At 35.1% G+C, this 24,241-nt stretch carries 26 protein-coding genes; 17 read left to right on the top strand and 9 right to left on the bottom strand.

The annotated features are described in order from the left end of the window. Positions 1-13 precede the first annotated feature (13 nt). Positions 14-1,255, bottom strand: coding sequence for a transcription termination factor NusA (gene nusA / locus HH304_RS15515; RefSeq protein ID WP_169683274.1), 1,242 nt, complete (start codon positions 1,253-1,255; stop codon positions 14-16). Between the two features lie 8 nt (positions 1,256-1,263). Further along, entirely contained in the window at positions 1,264-1,740 is a 477-nt protein-coding gene (locus HH304_RS15510) for a ribosome maturation factor RimP (RefSeq protein WP_169683272.1), read from the bottom strand. A 190-nt stretch (positions 1,741-1,930) separates the two neighbouring features. Between HH304_RS15510 and cysS the strand changes: the two genes are divergently transcribed. Both cysS and HH304_RS15500 read left to right on the top strand, forming a co-directional pair. Next, positions 1,931-3,415 (top strand): cysteine--tRNA ligase, encoded by a 1,485-nt coding sequence (gene cysS, locus HH304_RS15505; RefSeq protein ID WP_169683270.1) that lies wholly within the window; start codon positions 1,931-1,933, stop codon positions 3,413-3,415. Continuing rightward, complete coding sequence (locus HH304_RS15500; protein ID WP_169683268.1) at positions 3,405-4,415, top strand: M28 family peptidase; 1,011 nt, start codon at positions 3,405-3,407, stop codon at positions 4,413-4,415. The genes cysS and HH304_RS15500 overlap by 11 nt, the downstream gene beginning before the upstream one ends. Positions 4,416-4,500: 85 nt before the next feature. On the opposite strand, the gene galE is transcribed toward HH304_RS15500, so the two are convergent. From galE to HH304_RS15485, 3 genes are read right to left on the bottom strand one after another with little or no spacing between them, the layout of a single operon-like run. Next, a complete protein-coding gene (gene galE / locus HH304_RS15495) occupies positions 4,501-5,532 on the bottom strand; it encodes a UDP-glucose 4-epimerase GalE (RefSeq protein WP_169683267.1) in 1,032 nt (343 codons plus the stop codon). A gap of 5 nt (positions 5,533-5,537) precedes the next feature. Continuing rightward, a complete protein-coding gene (locus HH304_RS15490; protein WP_169683265.1) occupies positions 5,538-6,530 on the bottom strand; it encodes a UDP-glucuronic acid decarboxylase family protein in 993 nt (330 codons plus the stop codon). Then, on the bottom strand, positions 6,527-7,840 hold the full coding sequence (locus HH304_RS15485; RefSeq protein ID WP_169683263.1) for a UDP-glucose dehydrogenase family protein: 1,314 nt from the start codon (positions 7,838-7,840) through the stop codon (positions 6,527-6,529). Before HH304_RS15485 ends, HH304_RS15490 begins: the two co-directional genes overlap by 4 nt. Before the next feature lie 201 nt (positions 7,841-8,041). On the opposite strand from HH304_RS15485, the gene HH304_RS15480 reads away from it, so the two are divergent. From HH304_RS15480 to hpf, 4 genes are all read left to right on the top strand, one after another. Continuing rightward, positions 8,042-9,181 carry an acyl-CoA dehydrogenase family protein gene (locus tag HH304_RS15480; RefSeq protein WP_169683261.1) on the top strand — a complete coding sequence of 380 codons (1,140 nt, stop codon included), beginning with the start codon at positions 8,042-8,044 and terminating at the stop codon, positions 9,179-9,181. 65 nt (positions 9,182-9,246) lie between these two features. Beyond that, positions 9,247-9,444, top strand: coding sequence for a 30S ribosomal protein S21 (gene rpsU, locus HH304_RS15475; RefSeq protein ID WP_169683259.1), 198 nt, complete (start codon positions 9,247-9,249; stop codon positions 9,442-9,444). A gap of 78 nt (positions 9,445-9,522) precedes the next feature. Further along, on the top strand, positions 9,523-10,419 hold the full coding sequence (locus tag HH304_RS15470; RefSeq protein ID WP_169683257.1) for a tyrosine-type recombinase/integrase: 897 nt from the start codon (positions 9,523-9,525) through the stop codon (positions 10,417-10,419). A gap of 25 nt (positions 10,420-10,444) precedes the next feature. Then, positions 10,445-10,744, top strand: coding sequence for a ribosome hibernation-promoting factor, HPF/YfiA family (gene hpf / locus HH304_RS15465; protein ID WP_169683255.1), 300 nt, complete (start codon positions 10,445-10,447; stop codon positions 10,742-10,744). A gap of 48 nt (positions 10,745-10,792) precedes the next feature. Here the strand turns inward: hpf and metK are convergent, their stop codons facing one another. The 4 genes from metK to HH304_RS15445 all read right to left on the bottom strand — a co-directional run bounded on the left by metK (position 10,793) and on the right by HH304_RS15445 (position 14,303). Further along, a complete protein-coding gene (gene metK, locus HH304_RS15460; RefSeq protein ID WP_169683254.1) occupies positions 10,793-12,046 on the bottom strand; it encodes a methionine adenosyltransferase in 1,254 nt (417 codons plus the stop codon). Between the two features lie 67 nt (positions 12,047-12,113). Beyond that, positions 12,114-12,830, bottom strand: coding sequence for an SAM-dependent methyltransferase (locus HH304_RS15455; RefSeq protein ID WP_169683252.1), 717 nt, complete (start codon positions 12,828-12,830; stop codon positions 12,114-12,116). Further along, entirely contained in the window at positions 12,820-13,593 is a 774-nt protein-coding gene (locus tag HH304_RS15450; protein WP_169683249.1) for an alpha/beta fold hydrolase, read from the bottom strand. The genes HH304_RS15455 and HH304_RS15450 overlap by 11 nt, the downstream gene beginning before the upstream one ends. Continuing rightward, positions 13,590-14,303, bottom strand: a complete 714-nt coding sequence (locus HH304_RS15445) for a pyridoxine 5'-phosphate synthase (protein WP_169683247.1) — start codon at positions 14,301-14,303, stop codon at positions 13,590-13,592. Before HH304_RS15445 ends, HH304_RS15450 begins: the two co-directional genes overlap by 4 nt. A 57-nt stretch (positions 14,304-14,360) precedes the next feature. On the opposite strand from HH304_RS15445, the gene HH304_RS15440 reads away from it, so the two are divergent. The 11 genes from HH304_RS15440 (at position 14,361) to HH304_RS15390 (ending at position 24,210) form a co-directional block, all read left to right on the top strand. After that, positions 14,361-14,813 (top strand): GatB/YqeY domain-containing protein, encoded by a 453-nt coding sequence (locus HH304_RS15440; RefSeq protein ID WP_169683245.1) that lies wholly within the window; start codon positions 14,361-14,363, stop codon positions 14,811-14,813. Positions 14,814-14,822: 9 nt separating this feature from the next. Continuing rightward, positions 14,823-15,356, top strand: coding sequence for a CvpA family protein (locus tag HH304_RS15435; RefSeq protein WP_169683243.1), 534 nt, complete (start codon positions 14,823-14,825; stop codon positions 15,354-15,356). A gap of 56 nt (positions 15,357-15,412) precedes the next feature. Then, entirely contained in the window at positions 15,413-16,180 is a 768-nt protein-coding gene (locus HH304_RS15430; protein ID WP_169683241.1) for an alpha/beta fold hydrolase, read from the top strand. Further along, a complete protein-coding gene (locus tag HH304_RS15425) occupies positions 16,177-16,842 on the top strand; it encodes a CBS domain-containing protein (protein WP_169683239.1) in 666 nt (221 codons plus the stop codon). The genes HH304_RS15430 and HH304_RS15425 overlap by 4 nt, the downstream gene beginning before the upstream one ends. Before the next feature lie 3 nt (positions 16,843-16,845). Next, on the top strand, positions 16,846-17,721 hold the full coding sequence (locus tag HH304_RS15420) for an NAD kinase (protein ID WP_169683237.1): 876 nt from the start codon (positions 16,846-16,848) through the stop codon (positions 17,719-17,721). Positions 17,722-17,761: 40 nt separating this feature from the next. Continuing rightward, positions 17,762-18,823, top strand: a complete 1,062-nt coding sequence (locus HH304_RS15415) for a hypothetical protein (RefSeq protein ID WP_169683235.1) — start codon at positions 17,762-17,764, stop codon at positions 18,821-18,823. 1 nt (position 18,824) lies between these two features. Next, positions 18,825-19,580 carry a type IX secretion system protein PorG gene (porG, locus tag HH304_RS15410; protein WP_169683233.1) on the top strand — a complete coding sequence of 252 codons (756 nt, stop codon included), beginning with the start codon at positions 18,825-18,827 and terminating at the stop codon, positions 19,578-19,580. Positions 19,581-19,684: 104 nt separating this feature from the next. Beyond that, entirely contained in the window at positions 19,685-20,425 is a 741-nt protein-coding gene (locus HH304_RS15405) for an isoprenyl transferase (protein WP_169683309.1), read from the top strand. Further along, a complete protein-coding gene (locus HH304_RS15400) occupies positions 20,422-23,106 on the top strand; it encodes a BamA/OMP85 family outer membrane protein (protein ID WP_169683231.1) in 2,685 nt (894 codons plus the stop codon). The genes HH304_RS15405 and HH304_RS15400 overlap by 4 nt, the downstream gene beginning before the upstream one ends. Next, positions 23,106-23,639 carry an OmpH family outer membrane protein gene (locus HH304_RS15395; protein ID WP_169683229.1) on the top strand — a complete coding sequence of 178 codons (534 nt, stop codon included), beginning with the start codon at positions 23,106-23,108 and terminating at the stop codon, positions 23,637-23,639. The genes HH304_RS15400 and HH304_RS15395 overlap by 1 nt, the downstream gene beginning before the upstream one ends. A gap of 25 nt (positions 23,640-23,664) precedes the next feature. After that, a complete protein-coding gene (locus HH304_RS15390) occupies positions 23,665-24,210 on the top strand; it encodes an OmpH family outer membrane protein (RefSeq protein WP_271711646.1) in 546 nt (181 codons plus the stop codon). Positions 24,211-24,241 lie beyond the last annotated feature (31 nt).

Below are 24,241 nucleotides of genomic sequence, written 5' to 3'. Positions count from 1 at the left end.
AAGCCATTTTTATTTATTCGAATTCTTGCTTTAAAATACTATAAATATTCTCAATAGTCTCTTCTTCAAGGTCTGTTCGGCTTATCAATTCGTTTTTAGGTACAGCTAAAACACTTTTTGCAGTATCTAATCCTACCTTTTTTAAGATTTGGATGACCCACTCTTCGATCTCATCAGAGAATTCTTCAAGTTTAACGTCTTCCTCATCTTCGCCTATCATTTCTCTGAAGACATCAATTTCAAGTCCTACTAATTTTGAAGCAAGCTTGATGTTTTGTCCTCCTTTACCAATTGCCAGTGAAACCTGGTCTGGTTTTAGATAAACTGATACTCTTGAATTTTCTTCATCAATTTCCATTGAAGAGATTTTCGCAGGGCTAAGAGCTCTGGCGATATATAATTCTTTGTTATCAGTAAAATTGATTACGTCAATGTTTTCATTTTGAAGCTCACGAACTATGCTATGAATCCTTGATCCCTTCATACCTACACAAGCACCTACCGGATCAATTCTGTCATCATATGATTCAACAGCAACTTTTGCTCTTTCGCCTGGTTCTCTTACTACATTTTTAATAGTAATTAATCCATCATAAACTTCAGGTACCTCATTTTCGAATAATCTTTCAAGAAATACCGGAGAGGTACGGCTTAATATAATTTTCGGATTACTGTTAACCATCTCTACGCGATCAACAACAGCTCTAACAGTTTCTCCTTTTCTATATCTGTCTTTAGGTATTTGCTCATTTTTAGGAATTGAAAGCTCATTTCCTTCAGCATCAATAAGCAATACTTCTCTGTTAAGAATCTGGTAAACTTCACCAGTGATCATTTCTGCAATAAGCTCTTTATACTTATTGTAGATAATGTCTTTTTCAAGATCCTTAACTTTTTGAATTAGCGTTTGACGTGCAGTCATAACTGCTCTGCGGCCAAAATCTTCTAATTTTATTTCTTCTGCAGTTTCTTCTCCTATTTCAAAGTCAGCTTCAATTTTTCTTGCTTCTGACAATGGAATTTTATCCGGATCCCAGATGTCCTCAGAATTGTCATCAACGATAATACGTGTACGCCAAATTTCAAGGTCACCCTTGTCAACATTGATAATTATATCAAAGTTATCGTCTACATTATACTTTTTTCTGATCATTGTTCTGAATACATCCTCAAGAATTCTGATCATTGTAGGCCTGTCAATATTCTTCTGCTTCGCAAATTCGGCAAACGATTCAATTAAAACTGATGAGTTCATTATCGCTTCTACTTAAATGTTATTAATATTTTAGTTTCTTTAATGTCTGAAAACATAATTTCTGTATCTTCTTTCAGATCCGACTTGACTTTTCTTCCTTTAACGATTTTTGGTTCTGGTGAGATAATAATTGATTTTTCTTTGACTTCACTCAGAGATCCTTCAAGAATCTTATCGTCATTCAAAGTAACCTGAACAGACCGGCCAATATTTTTTTGATACTGCCTTTCTAACTTTAATGGATGGTCAAGCCCGGGAGAAGATATTTCTAATCTGTATGGTCCATCAAACAGATTGTCAAAATCTTCGTCAGCACCCAATGATCGACTGATTTTAGCGCATGTGTCAATATTAAGACCTTCATCACTGTCTATCAATACGATAACTTTTTGTTGTTCTTTTCCTTTTATGATGATATCCACAATATAATGGTCTTCATCCGGAAGATAATTCTCAACAAACTGTGTTATTTTTTCTTTCGTCATCATTTCAAAAAACCATAATAAAAGAGGGGACTCGATATGTCCCCTCACTACATTGGTCTAAAATCTTTGCAAATATAGATATTATTTTTATCAAACTCAATACTTTGTATTCATTAAACCAATCTTTTATGTCTTCGTTATGGATAAAAAAGATTTCTCATAACAAAACCTTTTTAACTATCTTTGCGGCATGCAAGACAAATTAAAAGTTTACAATACACTTACGCAGGAAAAAGAAGTATTTGAACCATATAACCCTCCTTATGTTGGAATGTATGTTTGTGGTCCAACTGTTTATAGTGATGTGCATTTGGGTAATGTACGTACATTTTTAAGCTTTGATGTAATGTACAGATACTTGATTCACCTTGGCTATAAGGTACGGTATGTACGAAACATTACTGATGTCGGGCACCTTGAAAATGATGCAGATGAAGGGGAGGACAAGGTTGCAAAGAAAGCTAAACTTGAGAACCTTGAACCTATGGAGATTGTTCAAAGGTATACAAATGGCTTTCATGAAGTTTTGCGTGAATTTAATATTCTACCTCCAAGTATAGAGCCAACTGCCACTGGTCATATTGTCGAGCAGATAAATATGACTCAAAAATTGTTGGATAAAGGTCTTGCATACGTTGTTAATGGTTCTGTGTATTTTGACGTTGAAAAATACAATAAGGAGCATAATTACGGAATCTTGTCAAGAAGGAAAATTGAAGACCTGATGGATAGTGGAAGAGCACTCGATGGTCAGGATGAAAAAAGAAATAAGATTGATTTTGCTCTTTGGAAAAAGGCTTCTCCTGAGCATATAATGAGGTGGGAGTCTCCTTGGGGACTTGGATTTCCGGGGTGGCACATGGAATGCTCGGTAATGAGTACAAAGTATCTTGGCGATAAATTTGACATTCATGGTGGTGGTATGGATTTAAAGTTTCCTCATCATGAATGTGAAATAGCTCAATGTGTGGGTGCAAATGAAGAGTCTCCGGCAAAATATTGGTTGCATACTAATATGTTAACCGTAAATGGCCAGAAAATGAGTAAGAGTCTTGGAAATAGTTTTCTTCCTCATGAATTATTTTCCGGTAGCCATAAACTACTAGATAGAGGATACAGCCCGATGACTGTTCGTTTCTTTATGCTACAGTCGCATTATGCTTCAACTCTTGATTTTAGTAATGATGCATTGTTAGCTGCTCAAAAGGGGTATAAGAAGTTAATAAATGGATTGAAGGTAGCTAACTCGTTATCTTTTGAGGCTGGTGAAGAAGATGATAATGTTAAATCTACTATTGATAAAATCATTCAGAATATTTATCGTGCAATGAATGATGATTTTAATACCGCTTTAACTATAGGGCAGTTATTTAACCTTCTTAAGAAAATAAATTCAATTTATACAGGACAACTTAGCTCTGGAGCTCTTGGTGAAGATCTATTTAATAAGATGATTAGAGTTTACAGGGAGATAGTTATTGATGTATTAGGTTTCGAAGAGGAAAAAGTTGGTGATGCTTCTGGTCTGATTGATGGTATGTTAGAAATTTATAAGCAGGCTAAGGAAAATAAAGATTACGATAGAGTTGATAAGATAAGAGCAATGCTGAAATCTTCAGGTGTTGTTGTAAAAGACATGAAAGATAAAATAGATTGGGCTTACGATGAACAATAAGATTTTTTATTATTTGAGAGGAATATCTCTGTTAGCATTTATTATTATTCTTACCAATTCTTGTGATACCAAAAGTGGATCATCTGAAGTTACCAGAGAAGAAATAAGCAATATTTATGTGCCTGAGTTTAATTCTGATTCTGCATTTAGTTTTGTTGAAAACCAGGTAGGGTTTGGGCCTCGAGTACCGGGAAGTGAAGCACATGCCAGATGTCTGGAATATCTGGATGGTAAATTGACTGAATTTGGTGCAAAAGTGACTCGTCAAAAGTTTAGTGCATCAAATAATGCTGGAGAATCATTTTCTTTTACCAATATAATAGGTGTGTTTAATCCTAATGCACAAAAACGAATTCTTTTAGCTGCTCATTGGGATACTAGAATTTTTGCAGATAAAGATTCAACAAGGCAAGCCGAACCTATTGATGGAGCTAATGATGGAGCTAGTGGAGTGGCGGTTTTACTTGAGGTTGCCAGACAAATTGTTGCTGATTCACTAGGGAATGTTGGTGTCGATATAATATTCTTTGATGCTGAGGATAATGGTGCTGCTTCTCAAAATTTGCAGCTTATTGAATCTGGGAAATTATTTCCAAATTGGTGTCTAGGGTCAAGGTATTGGGCACAAAATCCTCACAAACCAAATTATTCAGCATATTATGGGATTTTGTTAGATATGGTAGGTGCAAAGAATGCTAAATTCCATTATGAGTTATACAGCAAGGAATACGCTCCAAGAATTTTAAGACATGTTTGGAACATTGGTAAAGAGTTAGGTTATTCTCAATTTTTTATTGATAGAGATGGCGCTCCAATTGAGGATGATCATGTGCCAATAATTGAGCACCGTAGATTTCCAATGATTGATATAATTGATTTTGACCAAAATTTAACTTTCGGAGATTACCATCATACTCATAAAGACAATATTGATGTAATTTCAAAGGAAACACTGAAAGCTGTTGGTCAAACTGTATTGACCGTTATTTATAGGGAATAGAATTAAATGAATGACTATAACTAAATAGTAGGAGTAGTCAATTGTTAATATTGGAAAGCACTAAGCATAAAAAAAGCCTGAACAACTATTCAGGCTTTTTTAATGTTTTTTGCCAGTTCCAGGCATCTTTTAGTGCATCTTCAAGGGATAGTTCAGCTTTCCACCCTAATACGTCTTCTGAAGTTGAAGCATCTGCATATACCTGCTCAACATCTCCAGCTCTTCTTGGTCCAAAGGTATAGTTTAATTTGACTTCATTAACCTTTTGAAAAGTATCAACAACTTCTTTAACACTATTACCATTGCCAGTACCAATATTAAGTGCTTCAAAATGGTTATTAAATTCACTTATTTTTTCAAGATGCTTTAATGCTTTTACATGTGCTTTTGCCAGATCGACTACATGAATGTAATCACGTACACAAGTTCCATCAACAGTGTTATAATCCTTACCAAAAATTGTCAATTCTTTTCTCCAACCTGCAGCTGTTTGAGTAACAAATGGAACCAGGTTGTTTGGTACACCTTTAGGTAATTCTCCTATTAATGAGCTTGGGTGTGCTCCAATTGGATTAAAATATCTAAGGGCAATTGATTTAATTGGAATTCCTGCATTATTAGCATCAGATAATATTTCTTCACAAATTGCTTTTGTGTTTCCATACGGAGATTCTGCCTGCTTTTTAGGACTGTTTTCTTTTACTGGTAGTTTATCAGGCTGACCATATACAGTGCAAGAAGATGAAAAGACAAGGTTTGAAACCTTAAACTCTTCCATACTTTGAATCAATGTAACCAGTGAGCCAATATTATTGTGATAATATTTTATTGGTTCTGCAACTGATTCTCCAACGGCCTTGAATGCTGCAAAATGAATAACACCTGTAATTTCAGGATTTTCTCTAAATACCTTTTTTAAGTTCTCGGTATTATTGCAATCAAGTGCGTAAAAAATAGTTGGTTCTCCGGTTATCTTTTCTAATTGACTAATAACAGCTGGGTCAGAGTTAGAAAAGTTATCAATTATAACCGGAATGTATCCGGCTTTTCGTAGTTCTACTACAGTATGAGAACCAATGTAACCGGCACCGCCGGTTACAAGAATTTTATCTGGCATGTAGATTATTTCTTTATGTAATCTTTAAAATCGTTATGCTCCTTTTTATAAAGCTTCTCATCAGGAAGAGATTTGAAATAATCATAAGTTATTTTCAATCCTTCTGCTCTTGAAACTTTAGGCTCCCATCCAAGAATTTCTTTTGCTCGGGTAATATTTGGTTGCCTTTGCATCGGATCATCTTTTGGAAGAGGTTTATAGATAACCTTTTGTTGTGTGCCTGTTAATTTTATGATTTCTTCAGCAAACTCTCTAATAGTGATTTCATCAGGGTTACCAATATTAACCGGATACGCATAATCACTCATCAAAAGTCTGTAAATACCTTCAATTAAATCATCAACATAACAAAAAGATCTTGTTTGAGAACCATCACCAAAAACGGTTAAATCCTCTCCTCTCAATGCTTGACCAATAAAAGCAGGTAACACACGGCCATCATTTAACCTCATTCTTGGGCCATAGGTGTTAAATATCCTTACAATTCGTGTTTCTACATTATGATATGTATGGTAAGCCATTGTCATTGCTTCCTGAAAGCGTTTTGCCTCATCATATACCCCTCTAGGTCCGATAGGATTAACATTGCCATAATAATCTTCAGTCTGTGGATGAACTAAAGGATCACCATAGACCTCTGATGTTGAAGCAACAATGATTCTTGCATTTTTTGCTTTTGCCAGCCCAAGACAGTTATGTGTTCCTAATGATCCCACTTTTAAAGTCTGGATAGGAATCTTCAAATAATCGATAGGGCTTGCTGGAGAAGCGAAATGAACAATGTAATCAAGATCTCCAGATACATGTACAAACTTGCTTACATCATGGTTGTAGAATTCAAATTCTTTAAGAGGGAAAAGGTGTTGAATGTTTTCAAGATCACCTGTAATCAGGTTGTCCATTGCAACAACATTAAATCCTTCCTTAATGAATCTGTCACATAAATGTGAGCCTAAAAATCCTGCAGCTCCAGTTATTAATACTCTTCCTTTACTCATTTTTTAACTGCTTTTCTTCCGATACTGAAATAATCATAACCAAGGTCTTCCATTGAAGATAGTTCATATAAATTTCTACCATCAAAAATCACCTTGCCATTCATTAGACTATCCATTTTTTCGAAGTCAGGAGTTCTGAATACAGGCCATTCCGTAACAATCAATAATGCATCAGCATCTTTCAAAGCTGAATATTGATCGTCAGCATATGTGATTTTATCTCCCATCAGGCCTTTTACATTTTCCATTGCTTCAGGATCGAAAACAGATACATTTGCACCTTCAGCAAGTAATTCTTCAATATTATAAAGAGCAGGAGCCTCTCTTATATCATCAGTGTATGGTTTGAAAGCAAGTCCCCATATTGCTACTTTCTTTCCTTTCAAATCATTACCAAAGTATTCTTTTAGTTGAGGTATAAGCTTGGTTTTTTGTTTATGGTTAATTTCCATTACACCTGAAAGGATTTTAAAGTCGTAATCAACATCCTTCGCAGATTTTGCCAGAGCCTGAACGTCCTTTGGAAAACAGCTTCCACCATAACCAATTCCGGCAAAAAGGAATCTTTTACCAATTCGGCTATCAGTACCAACTCCACGTCTAACTGCATCAACATCTGCACCTAACAATTCACATAGATTAGCAATTTCATTCATGAATGTGATTTTAGTTGCTAAGAATGAGTTTGCAGCATATTTTGTTAACTCAGCAGATCTTTCATCCATAAAAATTATAGGGTTACCCTGGCGTACTAATGGAGCGTAAAGTTTTTCCATTAGTTTTCTCGCTTTCTCAGATTCGGTACCTACAACTACCCTGTCAGGTTTCATGAAGTCTTCAACAGCAACACCTTCTCTTAGGAATTCCGGATTCGAAACAACGTCAAACTCAACTTTAGCATTTTTTGCTATTGCAGCCTGTACCTTTTCAGCAGTTCCTACCGGAACAGTACTTTTATCAATTATAATAGTGTATTGTTTTAAAAGAGGACCAAGATCATCAGCAACTTTTAATATATATTGTAAATCTGCCGAACCATCTTCTCCCGGAGGTGTAGGTAAGGCAAGGAAAATTATTTCTGCACCTTCAATACCTTCTTTAAGATTAGTGGTAAAATGTAATCTGCCTTGTTTTACATTTCTGTCAAATAAAACATCAAGTCCAGGCTCATATATTGGAATAATTCCGTTTTTAAGTTTTTCAACTTTTTTTTCATCAATATCGATACATGTAACGTTATTTCCGGTCTCTGAAAAACAGGTTCCGGTTACAAGTCCTACGTATCCGGTACCTACTACTGCAATTTTCATAAAAGTAAATTTTCGGTTGTTCTAGATCGCATAAAAATTAGAGTGGCTAAAATACAAGGGATTGCTACAAAATGAAACAAAAAACAAAAATAATTACATTTTTTAATAAAAAGTTTATACTAACAATCGTTAGTTAGTTAACTATTATTCCTTATATTTGTTGCGCCCTATTAAATAAACAACTTAAACCTAATAAGAATTATGTCAACGGCAGTAGCTGAAAATCGAAAAATGATCATTGAAATGGTCAGAGACTTCTCGGAGAAAGAGATAAGACCGAACGTAATGAAGTGGGATGAGTCACAGGAATTTCCAAGAGACTTATTCAGAAAACTTGGAGAGTTAGGTCTGATGGGAATATTAGTTCCTCAGGAGTATGGTGGAGCGGGTCTTGGGTATCACGAATATGTTGATGTTATAGTAGAGATAACAAAAGTTGATCCAGGTATTGGATTAAGTGTTGCTGCCCATAATTCTCTTTGTGTTGGTCACATTTTACAATTTGGAACAGAAGAGCAGAAAAGAAAATGGCTTCCAAAACTTGCTAGTGGTGAATGGCTGGGTGCATGGGGTTTAACAGAACCAAATACTGGGTCTGATGCAGGTAATATGCAAACCACTGCAGTAATTGAAGGAGATGAAGTATTGATAAATGGAGCTAAAAACTGGATTACACATGGTATTAGCGGAGATATTGCTGTTTTAATGACACGTACAGGAAAGCCTGGAGAATCTCGTAATTCTACAGCTGTAGTAATTGAGCGTGGTACAGCGGGCTTTGAAGGAGGAAGAAAGGAAAATAAGCTTGGGATGAGAGTAAGCGAAACAGCTGAGATGATATTTACTGATTGTCGTGTGCCAAAAGATAATATTCTTGGCGAAGTTGGCGATGGATTTGTTCAGGCGCTTAAAGTTTTAGACGGAGGAAGAATATCTATTGCAGCCCTAAGTTTAGGAATTGCTATTGGAGCATATGAGGCAGCTGTTCAATATTCAAAAGAAAGAAAGCAATTCGGAAAGCCAATATCTTCATTCCAGGGAATTTCTTTTAAGCTTGCAGATATGGCAACAGAAATTGAAGCAGCAAGATTGCTAATTGAGAATGCTTCAAGGTTAAAGAATGAAGGTAAGAAAGTAACTAAAGAGTCAGCTATGGCTAAATATTATGCTTCTGAAGTTGCAGTAAGAGCTTCAACAGAAGCAGTTCAAATTTTTGGAGGTTATGGCTATACCAAAGACTACCCGGTTGAAAAATTTTATAGAGATTCAAAGCTTTGTACAATTGGTGAGGGAACTTCTGAAATACAAAAACTGGTGATTTCCAGAGAAATTCTCAAATAAGGTTTTGAAATGTAGGTATTTTGCCTAAATTTGCAGCCCTGTTTGGAAGCGAAACAAGAAATAACATGATTATAGTTAACGTAAAAGAAAACGAATCAATAGAGAAGGCGCTTAAAAGATTTAAGAAGAAATTCGAGCGTACTGGAGTTTTAAAAGAACTTAGAAGCCGTTCACATTTCGAAAAGCCTTCTGTAAGTAGAAGAACTGAATTAATTAAGGCGGCTTACCGTCAAAAAATGAGAGATCTAGAAAACAATAATTAATAATTAGTTATTCTTTTTGACTCTTTTTTAATAGATTAGTACTACACAATCTTAGTGATTATGTAGTACTAATTTTTTATGCTTAAATCTTTCTTAAATTACATATTACATCAGAAACGGTACAGCGGGAACACGGTAGAGGCATATCAGAGAGATTTAAGTCAATACCAGTCTTTTCTACGCAATACATTTGACCTTGATGATGAAACAAAAGCAGACTACAATCAAATTCGTAGCTGGGTAGTTTCATTGATGGAGTCAGAAGTAGAGCCGACTACAATAAATAGAAAGCTAGCATCAGTAAAGGCTTATTATAAGTACTTGCTTAAGCATGAAATTATTGACTCTAACCCTGCATTAAGGGTAAAGTCGTTAAAAAAACCATCCAGACTGCCTCAGTTTATTCTTGAGGAAGATATAATCGATTTATTAGATACAATTAGACCACAGGAGGAGTTATTAAATGATTTCTACTCCTGGAGAGATTATATTGTATTTTCCTTATTGTATACTACAGGCATGCGACGAGCAGAACTTATAGGCCTGAAAGAAGATGATATTAATTTTTTTTCCTCTAGAATTAAAGTTTTAGGCAAAAGAAATAAGGAAAGAGTAATCCCGGTTCCCAAGTATATTATTGATGATATAAAATTTTATATTGAATTAAAAAAACTCCACTTTGATAACAACGATACTACATATTTGATCGTTAATAAAAGTGGTGGTCAATCATATCCGATGCTTGTTCAAAAAACTATTAAAAAGCTTTTGGATGACAATAAAACAAAAGTTAACAAGCGTAGTCCGCATGTGCTTCGGCACAGTTATGCAACACACCTTCTATCAAATGGTGCGGACATTAACTCAGTTAAAGAATTATTGGGGCATTCAGGTCTTGCGGCAACGCAGGTCTATACCCATCGTTCCATTAAGGAGCTCAAGAGAGTTTTTGAACAAGCTCACCCTAAAGCATAAGTTTAACTATTAAATTCTAACGATTATGAAATTACAAATGCACTCCATTCATTTCGACGCTGATCAAAAGTTGTTGGATTTTGTACAAAGCAAGGCCGATAAATTGGAAACATTTTATGATCGAATTACAGATGGGGAAGTTTTTTTCCGACTAGAAAAGAATGATCAAAGGGAAAATAAAATCGTTGAGATAATGCTTAATATTCCTGGTAATCAATTATTTGCAAGTGAACAATCAAAGTCGTTTGAAGCAGCTGCTGATAAAGCAGTAGAGGCTTTAAGAAGACAGATTAAAAAATATAAAGAGAAGCAACTCGGGAGATGATAAATTCTTATCCTATTAAAAAGGGGCGTTTTTAACGCCCCTTTTTATTTATAATTCAAATGCTTTTTTAATTTCATCTACATAATCTAGCTTTTCCCAGGTAAAAGTTTCAACCTCAAAACTTTTAGTCCTTCCTGCGCTATCTGTAAATTTAATTGATTTTGTTTCAGGGTTTCTTCCCATATGACCATAAGCTGCTGTTTCAGAATAAATAGGGTTACGTAGCTTAAGTCTGTTTTCAATTGCAAAAGGACGCATGTCAAAAATCTCACTTATTCTTCTGGCAATTTCACTATCAGTAAGATTAACTTTCGATGTTCCATAAGTATTAACATAAATACTAGTCGGTTCAACAACACCAATAGCATAACTTACCTGAACAAGAATTTCTTTAGCGATTCCTGCAGCAACCATGTTTTTAGCAATATGTCGAGTTGCATAAGCAGCTGATCTGTCAACTTTTGATGGATCTTTACCACTAAAAGCACCACCACCATGAGCACCACGACCACCATAAGTGTCGACAATTATCTTTCTACCTGTAAGTCCGGTATCACCATGTGGTCCACCAATTACAAATTTTCCTGTAGGGTTAATATGATATGTTATCTTATCTGTAAATAACTTTTGAAGATCCGGAGAAAGCTTTTCTTTAACTCTAGGGATTACAATATTTTTAATGTCCTTATAGATTTTCTCAAGCATTTCTTCTTCCTTAGCAAATTCATCATGCTGAGTCGATACAACTATTGAAGTAATTCTTTCAGGTTGATGAGTATTAGAGTACTCAATAGTAACTTGAGACTTTGCATCCGGACGTAAATAATTGATGTCCTTACTTTCTCTTCTGATTTCAGCAAGTTCTTTAAGGATCATATGCGAAAGATATAGAGGAAGCGGAATGTATGCTTCTGTTTCATCAGTTGCATATCCAAACATCATCCCTTGGTCACCAGCACCTTGTAATTCCGGAGCTCCTCTGTCAACTCCCATGTTAATGTCCGGAGATTGTTCGTGAATAGCACTAATAACTCCACAAGAGTTTCCATCAAACATGTATTCACCCTTAGTGTACCCTATTTTGTTAATTACGTTTCTGGCTATCTGCTGCACATCAACATATGCATCTGATTTGACCTCTCCACTTAATACAGTTAGTCCGGTAGTTACTAAAGTTTCGATAGCTACTTTTGAATTTTTGTCAAAAGCTAAAAAATTATCTAACAATGCGTCAGATATTTGATCGGCTACCTTATCCGGATGACCTTCAGATACTGATTCTGATGTAAAGAAATATGACATAAGATGTTAGGTTTCTATTTTAAGGTGCAAAGATAAATTTTTTAAAGGAAATATAAATGTTTATCTATTAAAGACAACGCCCAAATAAAAAAAGAGCTGGTTTTTTATGAAGATCAACTTCTGTTTTTTGCCAATTTTTTATTTGCATTGTTTTAATGAATTCAGATTCTCCTGTTAAATCACAGCTAATGCTTAAATACGAATTGGGATTACAATTGTTTATAATGTCTTTTAAAAGTTGATTGTTTCTATATGGTGTATCCATGAAAATTTGTGTTACATTTTCATTTGATGCTTTGCCTTCCATCTTCAACAACGCCTTTCGTCTATCAGGGTTTTTAACAGGGATATAACCACAAAATTCAAATTTCTGACCATTAAATCCTGAGCTCATTAGAGCTAGAAACATTGAAGAAGGACCTGAGAGTGGTTCAACCCTTATGTTGTTTTTATGTGCCAGGTCCGCAACCATTGCTCCGGGGTCTGCTATTCCCGGGCAACCCGCTTCTGACATAATACCAACGCTATGTCCCTCTTTTAAAAGCTTTATAACTGGGGAAATTGCCCGCTCGTCAGTTTTTTTGTTTATTTCAAAAAACTGTAAATCTTCAATTGTTATACCTTCTCTTAAACTACTAATGAACCTTCTGGATGTACGGATGTTTTCAACTATAAAGTATTTTAGTGAAATAATCACATTACGCTCGTATGTTGAAACGCTTTTCTCCAGCGTATTTTCAGCAATTGGTAATGGAAGTAAATACAGAGTTCCCTTACTTTCCATAATTCATAAAATCTTTAATGACTTTTGTAAATGATTCGGGTTGTTCTGCATGTAACCAATGCCCGGCGTTTTTCAAATAAATTATATTTGATTTAGGGAATAGATTTCTTATAAGTTCTTTGTCATCATCCAAAATATAGTCACTGTTTTCGCCACCGACAAATAATGAAGGAATCTGTGTAGATGAATATTCATTTTGAGCTTTACCTACCTCTTCAATTTTTTCATTGATTACTTGAAGGTTTATTTTCCATTGAAGTTCTTTAGTACTGTTTCTGCCTAAATTTTTAAGTAAAAACATCCTTATTGATTGTTGAGGTATGTATTCTTCTAAAATTTTGTCAGCATCATTCCTACTTTTGGGTTTTTCTTCTTCAACTTTTAAAAGACCATCAAGGATCGTTCTATGATGTATCGGATAATATTTGGGAGCTATATCAGCAACTAATAGTTTTTTTACTTTTTCAGGATATCTTAGTGCTAAAGTCATGGCGACTTTTCCCCCCATAGAATGTCCCAAAACAGCTGTTTCATGACCAATATTTTCATCAATGAACTCGGCAATGTCCTTTGCCATTACTTCGTAATTCCATTCCTCACTATGAGGAGATTGCCCGTGATTACGTTGGTCAATAACATATATATGGTAGTCATCCTCAAGAGCTTTCGCAATAGACATCCAGTTGTCTGAAGAGCCAAAGAGGCCATGAAGAATAACCAGGGTGTTTTCGCCTTTGCCGTATTCTCTATAAAATAAATTCATGAAAGTTGTTTTAAATAGAGTTGAATAGTGTTTTCAAGTCCATAATACAAAGCATCACAGACAAGTGCATGGCCAATAGAAACTTCATCTATATAAGGGATTTGCTGAACCAGATATTTGAGGTTTGTTAAATCTAAATCATGACCAGCATTGATTCCCAGGCCTGCATTTTTAGCTGCATTGGCAGCTTCTATGTAGGGTAAAACTGCTGCTGATTTATCCTTTAGGAAATTAATTGCAAAATCTTCGGTGTATAGCTCGACTCTGTCTGCGCCAGTTTCAGCGGCAGCTTCTGCCATTTTAGGATCAGGATCAACAAATATTGAAGTTCTAACACCATAGGATTTTAATTCAGAAATAATGTCTTTCAACATTTCCTTATTATTAATGGTATCCCATCCTTTATTACTAGTTAAAACATCAGGTCCATCAGGAACCAGAGTAGCCTGATCAGGTTTTGTTTCCCTTACAAGCTGCAAATATCTTTTGTCAGGATAGCCTTCGATATTATACTCTGTTGTTACGAGCGGTTTTATATCATAAACATCCTTAGTTGTTATATGTCTTTCATCTGGTCTGGGATGAATAGTAATGCCTTGAGCACCAAAGCGCTCACAATCTTTAACAACTTGAGAAAGGTTGGGATTATTGCCGCCACGGGCATTTCTGATTGTGGCGAACTTATTGACATTTACACTTAGCTTTGTCATAATTTATTTCAAAATGTATATCTTGCGACAAACAATTTATATTTCAAAGATACAGATATGAGTCTTAAACAACAGGTAGATGAAGGAATAAAAGCTGCGATGAAGGCTAAAAATCAGGATGAACTGAGAACTTTAAGAGCAATTAAATCATTAATTCTACTAGCTGAGACTGAAAAAGGAAGCAGTGGAACTATTGGTGAAGCTGAGGAGATGAAATTATTGACTAAAGCAGCTAAACAACGTAAAGAGTCGATGGATCTTTATGTTGAGCAGAATAGAGAAGATTTAGCTGAGAAGGAAAGAGTCGAATTGGAAATAATTGAGCGATTTTTACCCAAGCAATTAAGCGAAGAGGAAGTCGTTGCTGAACTAGAAGTTTTAATAAAAGAAGTGGGTGCTACAGGACCTCAGGATATGGGGAAAGTGATGGGTGCAGCGACAAAAAAACTAGCTGGAAAAGCAGACGGAAAGATAATAGCTGATAAAGTAAAACAGTTGTTAAACAAATAATAGAAAATAGTGGCAATAATTGATATTGTTATAATCCTTTTAATTGGATTTGGAGCTTACAACGGATTCAGAAAAGGGTTTTTACTTGAGTTTGCCGGATTGGTTGCATTTATTCTGGCAATTTTTTTAGGATTCAAATTATTACATGTTTCCATAGGTGTATTATCAACCTATTTTGAAGGGCTTGGGCCGTTGATACCTCTATTGGCCTTTATAATTATTTTTGTTGGGGTGATTTTCCTTGTTAATATAGTTGTAAAGCTTTTTAAGTCAGTTTTAGATAAAACTATTCTGGGGAATGTAGATCAATTGGCCGGTGCAATTTTTGGTGCATTTAAGTGGGCTTTAGGTATAAGTATCATTTTATGGATCATTACCATTCTGGATGTTGAATTGCCTCAAACTTTTATAGGAGGTTCGATGATGATGCCAATGGTTGAGCCTATTGCTCCAGAAATAGCTATGCTTTTAGGTAAGGTGATTCCATCTGTTAATGACATGTTTTATGATATTCGTGACATGTTTTCTCAAGAGGAAGCTTAGCCCGGCTATATTTTAAACGGTTTTTTTTATTTATATTTATTTACAAAGAAGAACAGATGAGTACTACTGTTGATATAAAAAAAATAAAGGATTATAGTTATATAGATGAAGGTAAAGGACCAACATTGCTTTTGTTGCATGGTTTGTTTGGTGCTTTAAGTAACTGGGAGAGTGTAGTTAACCATTTTTCTGACAGATATAGACTGTTAATCCCCCTGCTTCCTATTTATGATATGCCATTGAAGAAGGCAGGGCTTGAAGGACTAACTGCTTATGTAGAAGGGTTTTTGGAAGAGATGGGTGTAAATGATATGTCAGTAATGGGTAATTCTCTTGGTGGTCATATCGCATTGATCTTTACTCTTAAACATCCTGATAAAGTTAATCGTTTAATATTAACGGGATCATCCGGATTATTTGAAAACAGTATGGGTGGGTCTTTTCCTAAAAGAGGAAATTACGAGTATATAAAAGAAAGAGTTGAGTACACTTTTTATGATCCTAACGTAATTACAAAAGAGTATATAGATGAGGTTTTTGAGACAACCAATTCAATTCCTAAATGTATGCGAATAGTTGCAATTGCAAAGAGTGCTCAGAGAAATAATATGGCAAAGGATATTGTTAACATTAAAGCTCCAACATTATTAATTTGGGGTTTAAACGATACAATTACTCCTCCGGTAGTAGCTCATGAATTTAATAGATTAATACCTAATAGTACTTTAAGATTTATTGATAAATGTTGTCATGCCCCTATGATGGAGCATCCACAGACTTTCAATGAGATTCTAGAAGAATTTTTAGAAAATGTACCTGTATGATCGCACATGAACTGATCAACCATATGATTCCGCCGTTAAAGCCCACAGATGATTCTGCTAAAGCAATCGCTTGGATGGAAGAGTTACGTGTTAAGGAATTGCCTGTTATCAATGATGATAGCTTTTTGGGATTGATCAGTGAGGATATCATATTTACATCAAACGAACTTTCTTCAAAGGTTGGAGATTTTTTACTGACAGGGCGATCATGCTTTGTATATGAAGATAAACATCTGTATGATGTTATGAAGGTTTCAACTGATAATGACTCCCAGGTTGTTGCTGTGTTGGATAAAACGGATCATTATCAGGGAGTAATTACAATTCAAGATGCACTTATCGCCTTTGCTCAATCTGCAGCTGTTCAAAGTCAGGGTGGCATATTAGTGTTATCTATGAAGAAAATTGATTACTCGATGGCAGAATTGGCTCGGTTGATCGAAGCTGATGATGTGAAAATTTTGTCAAGTAGTATTCAGAATGATCCATTAGATCCGGAAAAGATCAAATTAACTTTAAAATTAAATACGATAGACGTATCAAGAACCGCTGCTACTCTGGAGCGGTTTAATTATAAAATTATTGCCACATTTGAAGAAAGCCTGGGCAATGATGTTAATCAGGAGAGATTAGACATCCTCTTCAAATATCTAGATATCTGATATATGCAAATTGCGATTAATGGGCGAACAGGTGACCCTGATATAGTTCAATATTTTTTATATGTTACTGCAAAATTGCAGGAAAATAATATTCAGATTATTGTCTCCAGAAACTTTATGAATTACCTGAATGAAGTTTCTGATTTGTCATTTGATTTTCAAGTATATGATTCTAGAAATGAATTGAGTCATGCAAAATTTGTCATCAGTATGGGGGGGGATGGCACTTTGCTAGAGACAGTGACACATGTAGGTAGCCTAATGATTCCAATACTTGGTGTAAATACTGGAAGGCTGGGATTTTTAGCATCAACACCCAAAGAAAATATTGATAATGCTATTCAAATGTTATTGCATAATCAATATTCAACCGAAAAAAGAAGCTTACTTCATCTTGAAACTCCAAATGGTATTTTTGGTGATCAGCGATTTGCTTTAAATGAAATTGCAATTACCAAGAAGGATACCTCTTCAATGATTGTAGTTCATACATTTATTGATGGAGAATATCTCAATTCTTATTGGTCTGATGGTTTAATTGTCGCTACCCCAACCGGCTCAACCGGTTATTCGCTTAGTTGTGGTGGACCAGTGGTAATGCCAGAATCAAGAAACTTTATTATAACACCTATTAGTCCTCATAATTTAAATGTCCGACCATTGGTAGTAAGCGATAATAGTGTAATATCTTTTGAAATTGAAGGGCGTGCTAAAAACTTCCTTGTTTCATTAGATTCACGATCATTTACTGTTGATGACAGTATTGAAATGGCTGTTCGTCGAGAAAGTTTTCATTGTAACCTAATAAAATTGGAGGGAATCAATTTTTTAAATACATTGAGGCAAAAATTAAATTGGGGATTGGATTTAAGAAATTAAAGATATTCAACTAACTTTCAGTTTGAAACAAAATATAATTATGCGGTCGTTAATTTTACCTTTGATAATTTTGCTTTTATCTGTGTCTGCACTAGAAGTTCAAGCGCAGGGACGTAGAGGAAGACAAACCGTATCAAACTTTCGAGGGTTTAAAAAGAGCTTCGATAGACGATTTCAATATACAACAATAGATATTGGTGTTGGAGCCATGAATTATTTTGGTGATATAACACCTACATCAAGTAGATTGAGTACAGACTTGAAATATACCAGGCCTTCATTTTCACTTTTTGTTTCAAGAAGAATGGGGCAACGCTTTCAACCATCTGTGTTTTTTACATTTGGAACCTTGAGAGGTGACGATTTTGAGTCTGCCGACCCCTATGATGACAATGGCCAATATCGATATGTTAGAAATTTAAGTTTCAGAAATAGAATTTATCAGGTAGGTGTTAGAAGTGATGTATTTCTTTATTCTAACAACGGAACTTATATAACAAGAAATGACTGGAATCCTTATGTTTTTGTTGGGGTATCAGCAATTTTTCATAATCCTCAAGGAAGGGTGCCGGAGCAAGATTCTTTTGGAAAATCATATCCTCAATCTGGTGAATGGATAGATCTTGAACCTCTTGGAACCGAAGGACAATATAGTAGTGCTTATGACGTTGACACTTACAGCAAAACTATAATATCTGTTCCATTTGGGATAGGGGCAACCTTTAAATTGAGCAATGCTGTGAATATTGCAGTTGAGTTTGAATACAATTGGTTGTTTACGGATTACATTGACGATGTGAGTGGGTATTATGTAGACCTCGATAAGCTTAATTCTGATTTAGCAAGAGCAATGTCTTACAGGTCTGGTGAGCTAGTTTCTTCTGAAGGTGAAACAAGGGAGTTTAATGCACTTATGGATGGAACAAACTTGGAAAATGTAGGCGGATATCAAGTTTACAGGGGGTTTGGTAGCAGAGGAGGAGAAGGAGATTTTGCCAATAAGAGAGGAAACATGGATGATAATGATATTTTTATAGTAACCCGTGTTAGGCTAATGTACATATTAGGTGCCGGCAGGGTGAAAAGATCAAAATTCAGATAAAGTGAATAAAAGATTAAGATGTTGGAAAAAGGGGAGTAAATTGGTGAGTCTACTCCCATTTTTTTTAGTAGTTTTTTTGTCAATTAATAAAGTTAATGGTCAGGAACTACCTACATACAAAGAAGTAGGAGCTGCTTTTGGAGGAGCTGGCTACATTGGTGAAGTAGTAAAAGGTATTAATCCTTTATACTTGAGGCCTTCTTTAGGAGTGTTTTATCGTCAAAATTTGAATGAATATACTGGTTGGCGGGCTCAGTTAACCTATAATAATATTGCTGGTGATGATTCCAGACCGGCAGACAGATTCAGCCGCATTAGAAACACTTCTTTTAATGTTTCAATTCTTGAGTTAATGGCGGTTGGTGAATTTCACTTTCTTGATTATCGTCAAATAAAATCACAATTTAAATCAAGTCCATATATTTTTGCAGGAGTTGGAGGTTTTTGGTTATTTGGAGACGACCCGGGAACTGCATCATATAGTAATATTCAACCAGTAATACCTTTTGGCGTTGGAATGAAATGGAAGCTTAACAGGCATTGGCATTTGGGAGCTGAGCTAGGATTTAGAAAAACCTTTTTTGATTATATCGATGGTGTTTCAGAGATTCCGGACACAAATGCTGGATTGAATAAAGGAGCTGCCGGTTATAATTATAATTATGGAAATAAGTATGATAATGACTGGTATTATAATCTTCATTTTACACTTAATTATGTGATAATTAAGATCCCTTGCCCAATAAAGCCTAACTAAATCAGGTTAATTTTCAACTTAACAAACATTAACGAGATCTTATTTAGCTTAAACTTAGCTTTTTTGTACCTTGCGCTATATTTTTGCGGGTTGTGGAACAGTTTATGGAGCATATTGATAAGTCAAACATTCCTTCTCACATAGCAGTGATAATGGACGGAAACGGTAGATGGGCCAAGAAAAAAGGTGCCATGCGCTTATTCGGGCATAAGAATGCTGTTAATGCTGTAAGGGAAGTTACTGAAGGGTGTGCTGAAATAGGTGTTCAATATCTTACTTTATATGCTTTTTCAACTGAGAATTGGAACCGTCCGAAAGATGAGGTTTCCGGGTTGATGGAGCTATTGGTTGGGACTATACGAAAAGAATTAAAAACACTGACCAAAAATAATGTTAGGTTACATACAATTGGTGATACAGAATCTTTACCTGAAAAGTGTAAAAGAGAATTGTTGGAAGCAATTGACCGGACGAAGGAAAATACTGGCCTTAACCTTATTTTAGCATTGAGTTATAGTGGGAGATGGGAAATTACTCAAGCAATGAAAAAGATTGCTGACCAAGTAAGTAAAGGAGAATTAGACCCGGAAGAAATAAACGAATCTACAATTGCAAAGAATTTGATGACTGCCCCATACCCCGATCCTGAATTAATGATAAGGACTAGTGGTGAGATGCGAATAAGTAATTATTTACTATGGCAATCAGCATACACAGAATTATATTTTACAGAGACACTATGGCCTGATTTTAATAAAGAAGAATTAGCTAATGCTATTCTTTCTTACCAACGAAGAGAGAGAAGATTTGGTAAAATCAGTGAACAATTGAAAAGCGACGCATGAGAAAATTATTAATCATTGTTTTTTTAACGGGAATCGTATTATCGACCTATGGTCAAATTGGTTTAGATCGATTTCAAAAAAAGCAGAGTAAAAAAATTGAACTCAATTATTCTGATCCAAAAGAATATGAGATAGCCGAAATCACGGTATCCGGAGTTGAGTATCTTGATAATAATGCGTTAATCTCTTTATCTGGTCTGAAAGTAGGCGATAAGATAAAGATTCCCGGAGAAGCAATTTCTAATGCTGTTAAAAATTTGTGGAAGCAAAGAATTCTTGGAGATGTTAAAGTTAACATCACAAAAGTTCAGGGAGATAAGGTCTATTTAGAACTTGCTTTAAAAGAGCAGCCAAGATTATCAACTTATCAGATTACTGGTGTAAATAAAACAACACAGGAGAATCTTCAGGATGAAATAGGGCTTATTAGAGGTAGTGTTGTAACTGATGTACTCAAAAAAAATACTGAATTATCAATCAGAAAATATTTTGTTGAAAAGGGCTTTCCTAAAGCTGATATTGATATAAAGCAAATAGCAGATACTGCGCTTAGTAATTATGCAAAACTTAATATCGATATTGATAAGGGCGTTAAAGTCCGGGTTCATGAAATTAGTTTTGAAGGTAATGATAATTACAATGCAGTAAAGCTTAGAAGTAAAATGAAGAAGACTAATGAATATGCTCGCGTAAGTATATTCAAAGATCTTTTTTCAAGGCTTTTCACTTTTAAGCCTAAAACAATTGGAGATGCATTTACTCCCGAAGGATCTTTAACAAAAGATAAATTTACAGAGTACATGAATGAACACGTTAAATTGAACTTTTTCAATTCAACAAAATTCATTCCTAAGGAATATAGAAATGACAAAAATCTTTTGCTTGATTTCTATAATAGTAAGGGTTACAGAGATGCGGAGATAATTAGTGATACTGTATATTATAAAGACGATAGAAATATCAATGTTCATATTAAAGTTGATGAAGGTAAGCGTTATTATTTCAGAGATATTATTTGGACTGGAAACTATCTTTATACAGATGAAACTTTATCTGCAGTTTTAGGTATCGAAAAGGGGGATGTTTACGATAAGGAAAAACTAAGCAAAAGACTGAATTTTGACCCTACTGGCAGCAGAGATATTAACTCATTATATACAGATAATGGATATTTATTCTTTAATATTCAGCCTGTAGAGGTGTTGGTTGAAGGAGATTCCATTGATATCGAAATGAGAATAATGGAAGGTGGCATTGCAACTATTGATCAAGTACTTGTAAAAGGTAATAATCAGACTCATGATCATGTTGTATTAAGAGAGCTATCAACCAGACCTGGAGATAAATTTAGTAGAAGTAACTTAATTAAAACTAATCAGCGATTAGCCCAACTAGGATTCTTTGATCCGGAACAAATTGAACCACAATATTTCCCGGATCCAGAAAATAGCACAGTTGATATACACTGGGTTTTAGCGGAGCAGTCAAATGACCAGATAGAACTTTCAGGTGGTTGGGGAGGTATTTATGGTTTCGTAGGTACTCTAGGACTTTCTCTAAATAACTTTTCAGCTAAGAACTTATTTGATTTAAGTAAATGGAAGCCGGTACCAAGAGGTGATGGACAAAGATTGAGTATTAGAGTTCAGGCTAGTGGTCGTCAATATCAATCTTATTCATTCTCATTTCAAGAGCCATGGTTAGGAGGACGAAATCCAAATGCATTCTCAGTTAATTTAAGTCATACAGTGGTAAGGTCAGGAGCAAGCTTTTTTGATCCGACAAGTTTTACGGGTAGTTTAAAATTAACATCTTTATCAGTTGGCTTGGGAAGAAGAGTAAGATGGCCTGATGATTTCTTCCAGGTTTCTAATTCACTTGCATTCTCAGTTTATAATCTTGATAATTATCCTTATCTAGGATTATCAGTTGATGACGGTAAGTTTAAGAGTTTAACACTTAACACTACAATCTCAAGGTCAAGTATAGATAATCCGATTTATACAAGATCAGGATCAAGCATAAGTTTGTCAGTAGCATTAACTCCACCGTTCTCATCGTTTGATTTCTCAGAAGATGCAGAAGTTGAAGAAACTGATGAAGTAAATGAATGGATTGAGTATCATAAGTGGGATTTGGATATAAGCTATTTTACTCCGATTGTTGGTGACCTTGTATTTCATGCAAAAGCTAACTTTGGATTCCTTGGTACATATAATATAGATAAAGGTATTTCTCCTTTTGAAAGATATGTAATGGGAGGTAGTGGTCTTGCAGGTACAAACTTCCAGATTGGACAGGAGATTATTGCATTAAGAGGTTATGAAGATAATGCTGTAACCCCACCAGCCTATAGTGGAAGTGCTTCTCCAGCAGGAGATGAAATTTATGGTGGTGTAGTATTCTCGAAATATACGATGGAACTACGTTATCCAATAAGTACAAACCCGGGCGCTACGATTTATGTTCTTGGATTTAGTGAAGCGGGTAATAACTGGAATAATTATCAGGATTTTAATCCGTTTAATTTATATCGTTCTGCGGGGGTAGGTGCTAGGATATTTATGCCAGCGTTTGGTTTGATTGGAATCGACTGGGCATATGGGTTTGACAGATTGCCAGGACAACTTGGTACAAGTGGGCCACAATTCCACTTTACAATTGGAAATCAGTTAAGATAATGCAAAAAATAACCCTTCTTTCAGTATTATTTATAGGTCTCGTTTTTACGTCCTATGGTCAAAAATTCGGGTATGTAGATACCGAATATGTCTTGAATCAAATGCCTGAATATAAAGAGGCTCAATCGCGAATTCAAGAATTGGCACGAAGTTGGCAGGATGAGATTAAAGAAATGATCGCTGAGAAGGAAACGATGTATGAAGCTTTGGAAGCTGAGAAAGTTTTGCTTACTGAGGAAATGATCAAGGAGAGAAAATCTGAGATCAAAAAGAAGGAAGAAGAAATTCAAAACTATCAGCAGAAAGTATTTGGTTATGAAGGTCTATTCTATCTAAAGAAAGAAGAAATTGTAAAACCGGTAATGGATCAAGTATTTGAAGCGGTAAGTAAGGTAGCTAAAGATAAAAAGCTTCAGATTGTATTTGATAAATCAGGTGATTTAGTAATGATTTACACCAACCCAGTACATGATTATACGGATTATGTTTTAGAGGAATTGGGGCTTGGTGATAAGAATGACACAGTTGAGTAAAAATTATAAATTAAATTGGAGAATGATGAAAAGTAGATTTTTTCTTATTGTATTCGGGATAATTATTGCCGGATTCAGCATGGCTGCACAGGGACAGCAACTTAAAATAGGATATACAAACGTTGACTATGTACTTTCTAACATGCCACAAATGAAGAATGTACAGAGCGAATTCGAAACCTATCAAAAGCAATTACAGAATCAAATTCAGGCTAAGCAAAACACTCTAAGAGAGCGATTAACTGAATATGAGCAGAATGTACAGGCTAATCAATGGTCTGATGTTGTTAGAGCTGACAAGGAAAGAGAACTTCAGCAAATGGATCAGAACCTTCAGAAATTTGCTCAGGATGCTCAAAAGAGCATGCAGTCAAAATATACTGAGCTTTTGCAGCCTCTTTATAAGCAAATAGAAGAAGCTATTCAGAATGTAGCAAAAGAAGGCGGGTACACTCATATCTTTAACTCTGGTACTCCTGGAACTGATATTTTACTTTATGCTGATGATGATTCAGATGTAACGAATAAAGTTTTCGCTAAGTTAGGAATTACTCCTCCTCCTGCGGAATAATTGAAATTTATACTAAATTAAAAGCCTCAAT

Origin of the sequence: Marinigracilibium pacificum, assembly GCF_012926615.1 — a bacterium.
Taxonomy (GTDB): Bacteria; Bacteroidota; Bacteroidia; order Cytophagales; family Cyclobacteriaceae; genus Mangrovivirga; species Mangrovivirga pacifica.
The sequence above is the reverse complement of the archived record's forward strand: the minus strand, read 5'-3'. Positions and strand labels throughout refer to the sequence as shown.